At 62.7% G+C, this 14,158-nt stretch carries 13 protein-coding genes; 2 read left to right on the forward strand and 11 right to left on the reverse strand.

Going from position 1 to position 14,158, the window contains the following annotated elements:
- Position 1 precedes the first annotated feature (1 nt).
- The 5 genes from BQ8794_RS24460 to BQ8794_RS24485 all read right to left on the reverse strand — a co-directional run bounded on the left by BQ8794_RS24460 (position 2) and on the right by BQ8794_RS24485 (position 5,094).
- Positions 2–805: an SDR family NAD(P)-dependent oxidoreductase gene (locus BQ8794_RS24460; protein ID WP_167378851.1), complete on the reverse strand. Its 804-nt coding sequence runs from the start codon at positions 803–805 to the stop codon at positions 2–4.
- Between the two features lie 141 nt (positions 806–946).
- Complete coding sequence (locus tag BQ8794_RS24465) at positions 947–1,963, reverse strand: TRAP transporter substrate-binding protein (RefSeq protein ID WP_077381178.1); 1,017 nt, start codon at positions 1,961–1,963, stop codon at positions 947–949.
- Positions 1,964–1,992: 29 nt separating this feature from the next.
- On the reverse strand, positions 1,993–3,837 hold the full coding sequence (locus BQ8794_RS24470; RefSeq protein ID WP_244555113.1) for a TRAP transporter large permease: 1,845 nt from the start codon (positions 3,835–3,837) through the stop codon (positions 1,993–1,995).
- A 622-nt stretch (positions 3,838–4,459) separates the two neighbouring features.
- The gene (locus tag BQ8794_RS24480; RefSeq protein ID WP_077381181.1) at positions 4,460–4,864 is read right to left on the reverse strand and encodes a type II toxin-antitoxin system VapC family toxin; all 405 of its coding nucleotides are present in this window, start codon (positions 4,862–4,864) and stop codon (positions 4,460–4,462) included.
- The gene (locus BQ8794_RS24485; RefSeq protein ID WP_077381182.1) at positions 4,861–5,094 is read right to left on the reverse strand and encodes an AbrB/MazE/SpoVT family DNA-binding domain-containing protein; all 234 of its coding nucleotides are present in this window, start codon (positions 5,092–5,094) and stop codon (positions 4,861–4,863) included. Before BQ8794_RS24485 ends, BQ8794_RS24480 begins: the two co-directional genes overlap by 4 nt.
- Positions 5,095–5,251: 157 nt before the next feature.
- Here BQ8794_RS24485 and BQ8794_RS24490 point away from each other — a divergent pair, with 157 nt between their 5' ends.
- Entirely contained in the window at positions 5,252–6,196 is a 945-nt protein-coding gene (locus BQ8794_RS24490; protein ID WP_077381183.1) for a lipid kinase, read from the forward strand.
- A 130-nt stretch (positions 6,197–6,326) separates the two neighbouring features.
- Here BQ8794_RS24490 and BQ8794_RS36730 read toward each other — a convergent pair whose 3' ends face one another.
- The 4 genes from BQ8794_RS36730 to BQ8794_RS24510 form a co-directional block, all read right to left on the reverse strand.
- Entirely contained in the window at positions 6,327–6,833 is a 507-nt protein-coding gene (locus tag BQ8794_RS36730; RefSeq protein ID WP_143744671.1) for a hypothetical protein, read from the reverse strand.
- 223 nt (positions 6,834–7,056) lie between these two features.
- Positions 7,057–7,842: an ABC transporter ATP-binding protein gene (locus BQ8794_RS24500; RefSeq protein WP_077381185.1), complete on the reverse strand. Its 786-nt coding sequence runs from the start codon at positions 7,840–7,842 to the stop codon at positions 7,057–7,059.
- Positions 7,836–8,903 carry a FecCD family ABC transporter permease gene (locus BQ8794_RS24505; RefSeq protein ID WP_077381186.1) on the reverse strand — a complete coding sequence of 356 codons (1,068 nt, stop codon included), beginning with the start codon at positions 8,901–8,903 and terminating at the stop codon, positions 7,836–7,838. Before BQ8794_RS24505 ends, BQ8794_RS24500 begins: the two co-directional genes overlap by 7 nt.
- The gene (locus BQ8794_RS24510) at positions 8,893–10,023 is read right to left on the reverse strand and encodes an ABC transporter substrate-binding protein (RefSeq protein ID WP_077381187.1); all 1,131 of its coding nucleotides are present in this window, start codon (positions 10,021–10,023) and stop codon (positions 8,893–8,895) included. The genes BQ8794_RS24505 and BQ8794_RS24510 overlap by 11 nt, the downstream gene beginning before the upstream one ends.
- Before the next feature lie 115 nt (positions 10,024–10,138).
- On the opposite strand from BQ8794_RS24510, the gene BQ8794_RS24515 reads away from it, so the two are divergent.
- Positions 10,139–10,927 (forward strand): class I SAM-dependent methyltransferase, encoded by a 789-nt coding sequence (locus BQ8794_RS24515; protein ID WP_077381188.1) that lies wholly within the window; start codon positions 10,139–10,141, stop codon positions 10,925–10,927.
- A gap of 84 nt (positions 10,928–11,011) precedes the next feature.
- Here the strand turns inward: BQ8794_RS24515 and BQ8794_RS24520 are convergent, their stop codons facing one another.
- Positions 11,012–12,634, reverse strand: a complete 1,623-nt coding sequence (locus tag BQ8794_RS24520; protein ID WP_077381189.1) for a GMC family oxidoreductase — start codon at positions 12,632–12,634, stop codon at positions 11,012–11,014.
- Entirely contained in the window at positions 12,631–14,145 is a 1,515-nt protein-coding gene (locus BQ8794_RS24525) for an FGGY-family carbohydrate kinase (protein WP_077381190.1), read from the reverse strand. Before BQ8794_RS24525 ends, BQ8794_RS24520 begins: the two co-directional genes overlap by 4 nt.
- Positions 14,146–14,158 lie beyond the last annotated feature (13 nt).

Consider the following 14,158-nt stretch of genomic DNA (forward strand, 5'->3'; position numbering starts at 1 on the left):
GTCAGCGCAGCTCGCAGACGGCGCAGCTTTGGCCGCCGTCGACAGGCAGGCAAACGCCGGTGACGAAGCGCGCCTCCTCGGAGGCAAGAAACACGGCCGCCGCAGCGACGTCCCACGCTGTTCCCATCCTGCCCATCGGCACCATGGCGTTGCGGGCGACCACCATCTCGTCAGCCGAGCCGTATTGGCCGGAAATCTGCTTATAGATCATCGGCGTGTCGATCAGGCCCGGCATGATGCAGTTGGCGCGAATACCTTGCCGGGCATATTGCATGGCCAGCGCCACGGTGGCCTGGTTCACCGCGGCCTTGGCCGCACAATAGGCGAAATAGGGATAACCGACGTAGCGTATCGCGGCGAGTGACGAGATATTGACGATCGCACCGCCGCCGCCCTTGAGCATATGCGGCAACACCGCCTTGGCGGTGCGGTAGACCGGTCCGATATTGAGATCGAGGGCGGCCTGGAACGCGTCCTCATCGAGTTCAACGGGACCGCCCATATGGGTCACGCCGACATTGTTGTGCAGGATGTCAATGGCGCCGAACGCTTCCATTGCTGCCGCTGCTGCCAACTCGACTGAGCCCAGATTGGTCACATCGGCCGACAACGCGATCGCCTGGTTGCCTTCGTCGCGGATGATCGCCGCGGTTTCAGCGGCGGCCGCCGCTGCGAGATCGACGCAGGCGACACGCGCGCCTTCGCGCGCGAAGGCGACCGCCGCTGCCTTGCCGTTGCCCCAGCCGGGTCCGGACGACCCGGCGCCGAAGACGATTGCGGATTTTCCCCTGAGCCGGTCGACCACCATCGAATTCCTTACAAAATCGCGGCTGTTATCGGGCGGTTGAGCCACATGCCTGCCCGCCAGAGTTTCGTTTTCCGCATGTCCCGCCCGAAGCGCCGCGACGTTTGTTGCGCGACCTTCGGTCGGGGAGCGGCCCTGCGCTCAGGTCAGGCTGGCGCCAACAGCCTTTTCCAGGATGGCCCAGGCTTCGTCGCCGTACTTGCCCTTCCACTCGGAGTAGAAGCCGGCGTCCTTCAGCGTCTGCCGGAACGGGGCCGCATCCGGATGGTTGATCTTCATGCCCTTGGCGGCGAGCTCCTGCTCAAGCGTGGCATTGAGCTTGGCGACGTCCTCGCGCTCCTTCACGCCGGCCTCGTTGAGGTTCCTGGCGACGATCTCGCGCACGTCTTGCGGCATCGCCTCCCAAGCCCGCTTGTTGGCGAGGAACCAGAAGCCGTCCCACATGTGGTTGGTGACCGAGCAGAACTGCTGCACCTCGTAGAGCTTGGCCGTCGAGATGATGGCGAACGGGTTTTCCTGCCCGTCGACAATCTTCGTCTGCAGCGCCGAATACACTTCGGCGAAGTTGATGCTGGCCGGCGCCGACTTGAAGGCGGTGAACATCGAGGTCCAGAGCGGGCTGACCGGGACGCGAATCTTGAAGCCTTCGAGGTTCGCGGGCGTCTCGATCGGGCCGACGGAACTGGTGATCTGGCGGAAGCCGTTGTCCCAGATCTTCTCCATGACGACCAGGTTCGATTTCTCGATCTCGCCGCGTACATATTTGCCGACGTCGCCATCCATCGCCGCCCACACCGCGTCGTAGTCCGAGAAGGCAAAGCCGATGCCGCTGATCGAGGCATTGGCGACGAGCGTGGAAAGGATCAGCGGCGACAGGGTGAAGAATTCGACGCCGCCCGAGCGAACCTGGCTCAGCATGTCGGTGTCGGCGCCGAGTTGGTTGCTGGGGAATATCTGGATGGCAACGCGGCCGCCGGTCTCCTCGCGGATTTTCTCGACGGCTTCCTGCGCGCGCAGGTTCATCGGGTGGGTGAGCGGCAGGTTGTTGGCGTATTTGTAGTTGAACTCCGCCGCCTGCGCCCCGGCGTAGCGGATGGTGCTGACGAGCGGGATGGATGCGGCTGCGCCAATCATCAAGCTTCGGCGGGTGATGGTCATCGTGTTTCCTCCTGGTTGAATCCGAGTGGCTAGAGATAGGCTACCGACAGCGCCGGGACGGCGGCGATCAGCAACAGGCCGGCAAGCAACGCACCGAGGTAGGGCCAGATGGCGCTCATGGCCTCGTCGGGCGAGACGTCGCCGATCTTGCAGGCGATGTAGAAGCCGATGCCGATAGGCGGGGCCATAAGACCGATATTCATCGCCGTCACGACGACCATCGAATAGTGCACGTCGTTGATGCCCAGCCGAGCGGCGATCGGAAACATGATCGGCGCCATCAGAACGATCGCTGGCAGACCTTCAAGGACGCAGCCGAGAACCATGAAGACGGCGATGGTGACGAGCATGAAGGAGAACCAGCCTCCCGGCAGGTCGGTCATGTAGATGGCCAGCTGGTTGGCGAAGCCGGTTTGCGTCAGCGCCCAGGCCATTGCTGAGGCGGTGCCGAGGATGAGCAGGATGGCGCCAGACAGCGCCGCCGTCTCGACCAGCATGGCGTAGAATTTCTTCGCGCCGATGCCGCCATAAAACAATGCGCCGATGACCAGCGCATAGAGCACGGCGATTGTGGAAACCTCGGTGGCGGTGGCGACGCCGCCGCCGACGGCGCCGCGGATCAGGAAGGGGAGCACCAGCGCGGGGGCGGAGACGAGCAGCGTCTTCCAGACAAGCGAGAACGGAGCGCGATGGACGCCTTCCATGCTCTCGCCCGAAGCCTTCCAGCGCGCGAGCACCGCAAGGACGAGCAACAGAACCACGGCGATGACGAAGCCGCTGGTGAAAAGCGCGGCGATCGAAACGCCGGCGACCGAGCCGAGCACAATCAGCACGATCGATGGCGGCACCGTATCGGCCATCGCAGCGCCGGTTGCGAGCAACGCGATCATCTCCTTGGGCTTGTGGCCGCGCCGCTTCATTTCGGGAAAAAGTGCCGGAGCGACAGTCGCCATGTCGGAAACCTTCGAACCGGAAATGCCCGAGACGAGGAACATCGAGCCCAGCAGCACGTAAGACATGCCGGCCTTCACATGGCCGAGCAGCGACGCCATGAATTCGACGATCGCCTTGCCCATGCCTGTCGCGTCGAGCACACAGCCGAGCAGAACGAAGATCGGCACCGACAGCAGGATGAGGCTCGACATCCCCTCGTCGATGCGGCCGACAAGCACGATCATCGGCACGTGCGTGCTGAAGGCGATGAAGGCGATCGTGCCGACGCCGAAACAGAAAGCGATCGGCACGCCGAGCAGAAGGCAGACCGCCACCACGCCGACGAGAAAGATGACGATGTTGGCGTAACCGAGCGTGAGGAACAATGGCGAAAGCAGCCAGCCGAACACGGCCAGTGCAGCAATCACCGCGACAGCGGCGGCCAGGTTGGCGAGCGTCGCTGCGCGGATCGCGTGGCCCACGGCGATAACCGACATCAATGCCAGCCCGGCGACAATTGCCGAGGCGCGGAAGCTCATCGGAATGTTGAGCGCCGCCGAGGTGACGTACCACTCTTCCTGTACATACTGGCTCGCCGGCACGATCAGCGCGAGCAGCACCGTCGCCACCACGAGCAAAGCGAGGGCGTCCACGAAGTCGCGGCCGCGCTCGGGGATCAGGTTGAGGAAGATGGTAAGACGCAGATGCTCGTTGCGGTCGATGGCGATCGCCGAGCCGAGCATGGCGAGCCAGAGAAAGGAGATGGAAGCGGCCTCATCGATCCAGACGATCGGCAACGATAGCACGTAGCGCGAGATGACGCCGGCGAGCAGCAGACCGATGACGAAGACGAGCAGTATCGATGCCACCGCCTCGACCGGCCACATCAGCCGCGACCCTGGCCGCGCATCCAGCACCTCGGCCGGCGTGTCGACGATCATCGTGTTGTTGCTGGCGGCTGCCATGCTTCAAGCTCCTCCACTCGGACCAGGCAACAACGCCTGCCTGAAACGCTCACGCCGAAATCGGAACAAAGCGATCTCCTCCCGCTCGTTCCAGATTTTTGCATATTGGTCTATATCATGGACCAGATATTTCGCATAACCGATTTTTGCCATGCAATCGGTTGTATATCAGCGACTTGCGGCTAGAATGCGATCCATATTGTGGATCGATGTAAGTCGCGACTATTTATAGTTGCAACAAGACATGCAGCGGCGCAAGGGCGATCTCTCGATCACGCGCAATCGAGACGCCAGGTATCATCGAATTCCATGCAGCTGCTTCGCTCGAGACGATCACTGTCGTTTGCGCGGCACGCGCGTGTGCCAGAACGGCCGCAAGCAAGTCCCGGTCGTTGCAGACATCGATGTCGTCGATAAGGAGCACGGCCGCTGATCGGACCAGCGCTCGTGCGGCACGGATCCGGGCCCGCCCGTCGCAAAGACAGAACTATATCTGGCGACCGGCAGATCCGCCCTGTGCAACCGATATAGCAGACCGGACCGATGCAAGAAGGCCTCTGCCCTGCCGCCAAACCGTGTTTCTCGGCTGGCGGGCTGTTCAGGCGCCCGGTGCGATCAGTTTCAGCGATGGAAAATAGGTGCGGTAGCGGCCGACGTCGCGGGTGAGCAGCGGCAGTCCATCGACGGCCGCATGGGCGCCAATGAAGAAGTCAGGCAGCACACCAGTGCGCGATCCGCCCGATTTGCGATACTGCGTAAAGACCTTTCCGGCGAGGAACAGTGCTGCCCGGGGCATCGGAGCCATTTGGAGACCGGCTTCGTCAAGGAACGCGTCGATACTCTCGATGCGGTCATAGCGGACGGCAAGTTCGGCATAGACCGCATCGTTGATCAACAACGGCCCGTTGAGGCTTGCCGCCTCAAGCCGGGCGATCGACCAATCCGCCCAGTTCGCATCGTCCGTGACAAGATCGAGCAAAACGTTGGTGTCGACCAGCGTCACGCGTCGCCACGCGTCAGTGCCATGATCGCGTCGGTGTCGAGTCCCTTGCCGGCATGGCCGCGCAATTTCGCGAAGCGGCTCGCGGGCTGCTTCTTGTCACTACGCACAATCACCACATTGCCGTCATCGGTGCGGCGGAAATCAACCTTGCTGCCCGGAACGATTCCGAGCAGGTCCCGGACCGGCTTCGGGATGGTCACCTGTCCTTTGGCTGTGACTGTGCTGGTCATCTTGCACCTTGGTAATACCAATTTTCCACAAGGTATTACCTTGTCGACCGAATTTCAACCTCCGCAAACGGCTGCCAAAGCCGTGATTTTGTGACTTGTTTTCCCAGGCGCGCCTGTCGACGTCGCAATCCGCAGGCACGCACCCTATCTACGCCGCATGAATGACATCACGAACAGACGCGCGCTTCTACTCATCAATCCAAAGGCACGACGCGGGCAGGAATCCATCGCACCGGTCGTCGAGCGGCTGGAAGCCGGAGGGCTCCGCGTCAGCGTCGAGACATTTGAGGCGCTGCCCGAAATAGCACGCGACATCGTGCGCCTTCGCCATAGGGCCGATCTTGTGATCGTGTGCGGCGGCGATGGCTCGGTGTCCTCGGCGGCGGTCGCGGTTATGGAAAGCGGGCTGCCGATGGGCATCATTCCGATGGGGACGGCGAACGATCTGGCGCGCACCCTCGAAATTCCGTTGGATCTTGGGAAGGCGGCCGACGTGATAGTAGAGGGCGGAAGACGTCTGATCGATATCGGGACCGTCAATGGTCACGCTTTCTTCAACGTCGCGAGCATCGGCCTCAGCACCGATCTTGCCCAGGGGCTGGATCCGGCGCTGAAGAAGCGTTTCGGCAGGTTTGGCTATGCCTTGGCGGCCATGAAAGTGTTGACCAAGGCCCGCCACTTCGAAGCAAGGATTACCGAAAAGGGCGCAACGACCGAAGTCGAGACCTACCAGATAGCGGTCGGCAACGGCCGCCACTATGGCGGCGGCAACGTCGTTGAGGAGACCGCGGAGATCGATGACGGCCATCTCGACCTGTACAGCCTGGAAATGACGAATCTCTGGAAAATGGCGCTCTTGTTGCGCTCGTTCCGCTCCGGCACGCACGGCGCCTGGAGCGAGGTTCGCACGGCCAGATGTGTCGAGTTCGACATCGAGACGAAAAGGCCGATGCCGGTGAACACTGACGGTGAGATCGTGACCTCGACCCCGGCGCATTTCAAGGTCCACCCGAAGGCGATTTCGGTGTTCGCGCCTGCCGCGGCGCGCATACAGCCCCGCACAAAGGTGCCTGGTGACGCGGTCAGCGCAAACAGCAGCTAGACCGGCGATCAAGCGCGCGTCGAATCCAACCGCCTGCGGTCATCTCTCGATCAGGAGTCGGCGCCCTCTGGACGAACGACGCGGGTTGATCGGGCAACAGCAACATAGCCTTCCGGGCATGTCCTTTTGATCACTGCTTGAGGAACGCGCCCGTGTAGGTCTGGCCGGCAAGCCTGACGGTTCCGGCCAGGGTTCTGTCGGGCCGCATGACAAAACTGACGTCTGCGCCATTCGGTAGGCGCTCAAGCTTCAACGTAGTCCCCACAATTTTTCCAGTGCCGGCGGCCTCTCCTGGATGGTTGTCGCCCAGAGTTCCCCACGCATAGGTGACCGTCACCTTGCCATTGGAAGAAATCGTCTGAACAGCAAGTTTGGCGTCATACATCCCATCCAATCGTCCAGCCCATAGACCCGAAAAAGCAGCATATTTTGTCGGGACGGTCTTGGCAGGCGGAGTGACCGCCACGGATTGATCAATAATTGCCGAGCCGGAAGGAACAGCGGCAGGATCCGAGGCGGTTTGGGCAGGAATGGGTCCAGGTTCTAACGCAGGTTCGAGAGTGGGTCGCGGCGTTTCAGGAGCCGATTGGCACGCGGTTATGGCAAGCGCCGCGAAGCCAAGCATTGCGTTGCACATTCGGCGTGCCATCTTCTGGTGCCCCAGCCATCTCTAAATCTAGCGCAGGCTAACCTTATCGCGCGTTTTCATGACCTCTGTCTACCCAAGGCAGCGGTCGTGAGTGAATGCCTCCATTCGTAGCCCAAGTAGCCGCAATAGCGATAGAAAATGTTTTTTATTCAAACATTTACGCCAGAACTTTAATCTATCTTCTATCGTTTTGGCTTTCGACCGCAGCTGCCTAAGCTGCTATCGATGCAGCCGCTGCCGTTTCGGCCGCGACGCCGTCCACCATGACATGACCGATGCCCCGCGAGCAGCGCTCGATTCTCGCCTCGACGCGGTACACATCACGCAAAAGCGCCGGCGTAACGACCTCTTCCGGCGTGCCGCAGGCGACCATCCGCCCCTCGGCGATGACGATGCATTTGTCAGCGAAGCGCAGGGCCTGATTGAGGTCGTGAATTGCGATCAGCACCGCAATCCCGTGCTTGCGCGCAAGCCCGCGCATGAAGCTCAGCACCTCGACCTGCCGGTGCAAGTCAAGCGCGGACGTCGGCTCGTCCATCAGCAGGATTTCAGGTTCGCGAGCCAGGGTCTGGGCAATGCTTACCACCTGCCTTTGCCCGCCGCTCAATTCTCCGACGTTGCGAAAGGCAAGATCCGAGATGCTGAGCGCGGCCAGGATGCCGTCTATGAGTGCGAGGTCGCCGTCGCTGACCGACCAGGCCGAGCCCTGCTTGCGGGCGAGCAGGATCGATTCATAGACGGTCAGCACCGCGTTGGCTGCCGTATCCTGCGGCATATAGCAGATGCCGTCCGGTCCCTTCAGCGCTCCCTCGAGGCAGACGCGTCCCGGGCCCTTCAGAAGTCCTGCGATGCGCTTGAACAGCGTCGACTTGCCCGCTGCGTTGGGCCCGATCACGGCGACAACCTCGCCACCCCGGAAAATGGGAGTTGAAACATCCGAAAGGACGAGCCGCGCCCCGTGGAAGGCTCCGAGGCCATCGAGCCTGATCGTTACCATGAGCGCCTCACATTCGAGAGGATCAGCGAGATGAAGAAGGGAATGCCGATAAGCGAGGTGACGATGCCGATCGGGAAGATCGTGCCTGGAACGAGCGACTTGCTGGCAACTGAACTCGCCGAAAGGATGAGCGCCCCCGAAAGCGCCGAGGCGGGCAGGAAGAAGCGCTGATCTTCTCCGATCAGCATGCGGGCGATGTGCGGACCGACGAGCCCGATGAAGCCGATCGTGCCGACGAAGGCGACGGGAATGGCAGCAAGGAGGCTCACCATCATCATGGTTTCGAGCCTAAGGCGTGCGACCTTGACGCCAAAGCTCGCGGCCTTGTCTTCGCCCAGCCGCAGCGCCGTCAGCGCCCAGGCGCGGCGCACGAATATCGGAAGTGTTGCGAGAAGGATGAGGCTGGTGATGATGAGCTTGGGCCATGTGGCTTTGGTGAGGCTTCCCATCGTCCAGAACACGACCGCGGCGAGCGCCTGCTCGGAGGAAAGATACTGGACGAGCGACACCAGCGCATTGAAGGTGAATACGAGCGCGATGCCGAGAAGCACGATGGTTTCGACCGTCACGCCGCGCTTGAGACTGAGCAGGTGGATGGCGAGCGCGGTCAGCATCGCCACCACGAAGGCGTTGAGCGGCACGATATATTCGATCGCGGCCGGGATCAGCGCGACGCCGAAGGCGAGCGCGAGCGCTGCGCCAAAGCTGGCCGCCGCCGAAATGCCGAGCGTGAACGGGCTGGCGAGCGGATTGTTGAGGATCGTCTGCATCTGCGCACCGGCGACCGACAGTGCTGCGCCGACGACCACTGCCATCAGCGCGATGGGAAGCCGGATGTCCCACAACACGACGCGCACCTGAAGCGGCACGCTGCCGGGAGAAACCAGGGCGAGCACCACCTGGTCGAGGCTATAGCTTGCGGGTCCGAGCGCGAGGTCGATGCAGAGGCTCAGGAGCAGCGCCACGGCGAGCCCCGCCAAGATCAGCTGCTTGCGCAGAACAAGGGCGCGGTAGAGCCCGCGCCCGTGTTTGGCTGACAGTGCGGCCGGTTCACTGCTCATCGGAGAGCGAGACCCAATGGCCGGGCCTGTACCCGACCGGCAGGAACTTCTCGTGCAACTCCTTGAAGGTGGCCTCGGCGTCGAGATCGGTGAACAGGTCGGGGTGCAGCCATTTGGCCATCTGCTGTATGGCGACGAACTGATAGGGGCTGTTGTAGAACTGGTGCCAGATGGCGTGGACCTGCCCGTTCTCCACCGCCTTGATGCCGGTTAGCGCGGGCCGCTCGGTCAGGCCCTTGAGTTTCTTCAGTGCCGCCGCTTCGTCGGCGCCGGGACCGACGCCGACCCATTTGCCGCCCGGCACATAGGCCTCCCAATTGCCGCCCGTCACAATCACCTGGTCGGGATCGCTGGCGATGATCTGTTCGGGATTGAGCGCGCCAAACGTGCCCGGGATCAGGCCGGCCGCGATATTGGCCCCGCCGGCCATGTCGACGAACTTGCCAAAATTGTCGTTGCCGAAGCTCATGCAGCAATCATCGGAATAGCCCCCGGCGCGATCGATGAACACGGTCGGGCGCTTTGGATCCTTCTCTGCGATCACATCGGTGACGCGCGCGATCTGAGCCGCGCGGTAGGCGATGAACGCTTCGGCCCGCTGTTCCTGGCCAAGCAGCTTGCCGATCAGGCGCATGCTCGGCTCGGTGTTGGTGAAGGGTTGCTCGCGGAAATCGACATAGACCACCGGAATGCCGACGGCGGCGAGCTTCTCGATATATTGCGCGTCCTCGGTTGCCTGCTTGGACTCGATGTTCATGATCATCACGTCCGGGTCAAGCGCAATGGCCTGCTCGATGTCGAAGGTGCCGTCCTTGAAACCGCCGAAGGTCGGTATCGCCGCCATCGACGGGAATTTTTCCAGATAGACGGCGTAATTGTCGGGATCGGCCTGGGAGAAATCCTCGCGCCAGCCAACAATGCGCTTGAAGGGGTTGTCGGTATCGAGCGCGGCGATCAGGTAGATCTGCCGGCCTTCGCCGAGAATGACGTTCTCGACCGGCGTCTTCACCTCGACCTTGCGGCCGGCAATGTCGGTGACGGTTTCGGCGCGCGCGCCGTGGGTTAACGGTATGGAGGCCGCGAGGGCGACCGCGGCCGCGAATATCGACTTCAAGATCATTGGGCTCTCGCAATTCAGTTTACCGGCCCGGCTTTAGAAAACATGAATTGTATAATCAAGAATTATCTTTTAGAGCAATTCCAATGTACCGCTTTAGGGGAGAGCGTTTCGGGCAATGACGGCTCACGCAAACTATTCGCGGCGCGACGAAATTCGGGACTATTGGTCAGACCGCGCCGAGACGTTCGACCTGCAGGTCGGCCACGAGATTTTTTCCGAGCAGGAGCGCGCCGCCTGGCATGCGCTCATAACCAGGCACATTGGCCCGGGCGCCGGGCGGGCGTCTCTGGATCTCGCCTGCGGGACAGGCGTCATTTCGCATCTGATGCACGATCTGGGCTTTGTGGTGACAGGCCTCGACTGGTCGGAAGCCATGCTCGCCAAGGCGCGCGCGAAGGCACAAGAACGCTCCGCCGATATCCGCTTCATCATGAGGGATGCCGAACGGACGCTCGAGGACAGGGCGAGCTACGATGTCATCGTCACCCGCCACCTGGTCTGGACGCTGCTGGATCCGAAGGCGGCCTTTGCCGAATGGTTCTCGCTGCTGAAGCCCGGCGGCAGGCTGCTGGTCATCGACGGCGATTTTGTCAGCCGCAACTGGGCGACGCGCTTGCGGGAGGTTTGGGAGAAGCTCACGGCCGGCACGTCCCGGGTCTCGGACAATGACGGCGCCGCCATGGCCAGACGTCACCAGGACGTTCTTGCCGGTGTCTATTTCTCAGGCGGCGCACGGGCGGAAGAGATAGTTCGCTTGCTGGCCGAAGCCGGGTTCGAGCAGCCGGTCGTCGACTGGAAACTGGGCGAGATCCATCGCGCTCAGGCTCGACAGATGAGTTGGCCAAAGGCGCTCGAACGCGCCACTCAACACCGCTTCGCGATCTGCGCGACAAGGCCGCAGTAAACGCCTCGGCGTTGCATGGAGCGGGGCGACGGCACGACAGGCAATAGCTGCCGGTCTGCGTCAGCTCAGATGCGCCACCGCGAACTATTTCTCCTGGTTGGCGTCCTGCAAGATCATTTCCGATGCCTTCTCCGCGATCATGACCACTGGAGAGTTGGTGTTGCCGGAAACAATCGTCGGCATGATCGAAGCGTCGACGACGCGCAGGCGAGAAATGCCGTGCACCCGCAGCCGGCCATCGACCACTGCCGTCGAGCCTGCGCCCATCTTGCAGGTGCCGACCGGGTGGAAAATCGTCGTGCCGATATCGCCGGCCTTGCGGACGAGATCTTCGTCGCTTTCATAGTGTGCACCGGGCAGCATTTCCTCAGGCGCGAAACGGGCAATGGCGCGCGCCTTCATCAAGCGGCGGACGTGGCGGAGCGATGCTACAGCCACGGTCCTGTCTCCCTCGGTAGACAAATAGTTCGGCCGGATCTTCGGAGCCGCCTGCGGATCGGACGCCTCCATGTGGACGGTGCCGCGGCTTTCCGGTCTGAGATTGCAGACCGAAACCGTGACCGCGGGGAAGCGATGCAGCGGCTCGCCCAGCCGGTCAGTGCTCAACGGCTGGACATGGTATTCGAGATCGGGCGTCTCCAGGCGTGGGTCGCTTCTGGCGAAGATACCGAGCTGGCTCGGCGCCATCGACAGCGGTCCGCTGCGACGGATAGCGTATTCGACGCCCATGGCCGCACGGCTGAACAGATTGTGGTAGCGCTGGTTTAGCGTCGAGGCGTTGGCGACCTTGAAGACTGTGCGGATTTGCAAATGATCCTGCAAGTTCTCGCCGACGCCTTCCAGCGCGTGGCGAACCGGGATTCCTGCTGCGCCAAGCACGGCAGGTCGGCCGACGCCGGAAAGCTCGAGCAGCTTCGGCGAATTGATCGCGCCGGCGGCAAGGATCGTCTCGCCTGCCCGTGCGCGATGCAGCTGGCCGCCCATGCGGAAGACAACGCCGGTGACGCAAGCTCCGTCGAAATCCAGCGTCTCGGTCTCGGCGCCGGTGACGACGCGCAAATTCGGCCGCCGCAGCACGCTGCGCAGGAACGCCTTCGAGGTATTCCAGCGCACGCCCTTCTTCTGGTTGACCTCGAAATAGCCCGACCCTTCGTTGGTCCCGCCGTTGAAGTCCTCGGTCCGGGGGATGCCGAGTTCCTCGGCAGCATCGCGGAAGGCATCCAGGATTGACCACGACAGGCGCTGGCGCTCGACGCGCCATTCGCCACCGGCGCCGTGAAGGTCGTCGGCGCCACCAAAATGGTCCTCGGACTTGCGGAAATACGGAAGCACGTCATCCCAGCCCCAACCAGGATTTCCGGCTTGCCGCCAGCCATCATAGTCGGCCGCCTGGCCGCGCATATAGATCATGCCGTTGATCGACGAGCAGCCGCCCAGAAGCTTGCCGCGCGGATAGTTGAGCGCACGACCGTTCAGCCCGGCCTCAGGCTCGGTCTTCATCAGCCAATCGGTGCGCGGGTTGCCCATGCAATAGAGATAGCCGATGGGAATGTTGACCCAGTGGTAGCGGTCGCTGCCGCCGGCTTCCAGTAGCAGCACGCGCATGCCTGGATTGGCCGACAGCCTGTTGGCCAGCACGCAGCCGGCTGAACCCGCGCCGACAATGATGAAGTCGTAGTGTCCAAAATCGGCAGCGTTCTGTGTCAATTGGACGTCCGTTCGTTTGCCATCCTGTCCCATAGCGGGCCCATGGCCTGGTTGATCTCGCCATAGAGACGATAACGCCGCTCATAGACCGGTGCGATCGCGCTGTTGGGCTGGTAGCAGCGCTGGGGCGCGGTCATCGCGGCGGCGCCCGCAGAGAAGTCGGCAAACATGCCGACGCCTGTCCCGGCTGCAATTGCAGCTCCCAGCGCACCTGTCTCGCGGCTGCGCGCCACGGTCACCGGCACATCAAGCACATCCGCGAATATCTGCGGCCAGACGGCGCTGCGCGAGCCGCCACCCGAAAGAACCGCCTGGCTGACAATGGCTCCCGCTCGGCGCAGCGTCTCGACATGGCGGCGGTGCTCGAAGACGACGCCCTCGAACAGTGCGCGCAGCATATGCGCCCGCGTGTGCCAGCCGGCGATGCCGTAGAAACCGGCACGCGCCTTGCCGTTCTTCTGCGAGCCGTAAAGGAATGGGTGATAGATCGGCATGTCTCCCGCGGGATCGACGGAAGCAACAAGATCGCTGCAGATCTCGAATGGCGATGCGCCTGCCGGCGGCGCATGCTCGAAGAACTCACGCACGATCCACTCGAGATTTGCGGCCGAAGTGGCGCTCGATTCGATGGCGAGGTAGCGCACCGGATCGAACGTCGACAGCATGAAGATCGACGGGTCGCGGATCGGTTCCTGGGTGATAACCTGGTTGATGCTCCAGGTGCCGGCAATGATCGAGGCGGCGCCGGTGCTGGTGACGCCCGAACCGATGGCGCTGGCGACGACGTCGAACAGGCCGGCCACCACAGGCGTGCCCGCCCGAAGGCCGGTGGCAGCGGCGACATCGCGCGTGATATGGCCGGCGATGTCGGAAGCCTCCAGCACGTCCGGCAGCAGTTCCATGCAATCGTCGAGACCGTAGGCGGCCAGCAACTCAGGCTCGTAGCGTCGGCCGGGCATGTGCAAAAGCCCGCAGCCCGACATATCCGAGGTCTCGGTCGAGCGCGCGCCGGTGAGGCGGTTGACGATAAAATCCTTGCACAGGAAGACGGTGCCTATTCGGGCAAAGAGCGCCGGGTCATGGCGCCTGAGCCACGCCAGCAGAGTCGGCGTCTGCGCCGCCCAGGGCCGTTGCAGGCAGTGGACATAGGTCCGGTCGCCAACGCCTGCGTCCGCCCATTCGCTGACGATGCCGACGCCGCGCGTGTCGAGCGACTGGATGCCGAGCAGCGGGTCGCCGCCGCGGTCAAGCGCGTAGAGTCCGTTGCCGTGGCCGGCGCAGCCGATCACCGCGATGTCGCGGGGGTCGATGCCCGATTGGTCGAGGCACTGGCGGATGACCTCGACGGCGTTGCGCCACAATTCGCCGAGGTCCCGTTCGACATGCCCGGGCTTTGGCATGCAGGAACGGCCGTCGCGAGCGGCAAGTGCCAGTTCGCGACCTGCGGTGTCGAAGATGATGGCCTTGATGACGGTGTTGCCCGCATCGAGACCAAGAATGTATCGCTGCATTGAGGCTCCTCCC

Origin of the sequence: Mesorhizobium prunaredense (genome assembly GCF_900156895.1) — a bacterium.
Taxonomy (GTDB): domain Bacteria; phylum Pseudomonadota; class Alphaproteobacteria; order Rhizobiales; family Rhizobiaceae; genus Mesorhizobium; species Mesorhizobium prunaredense.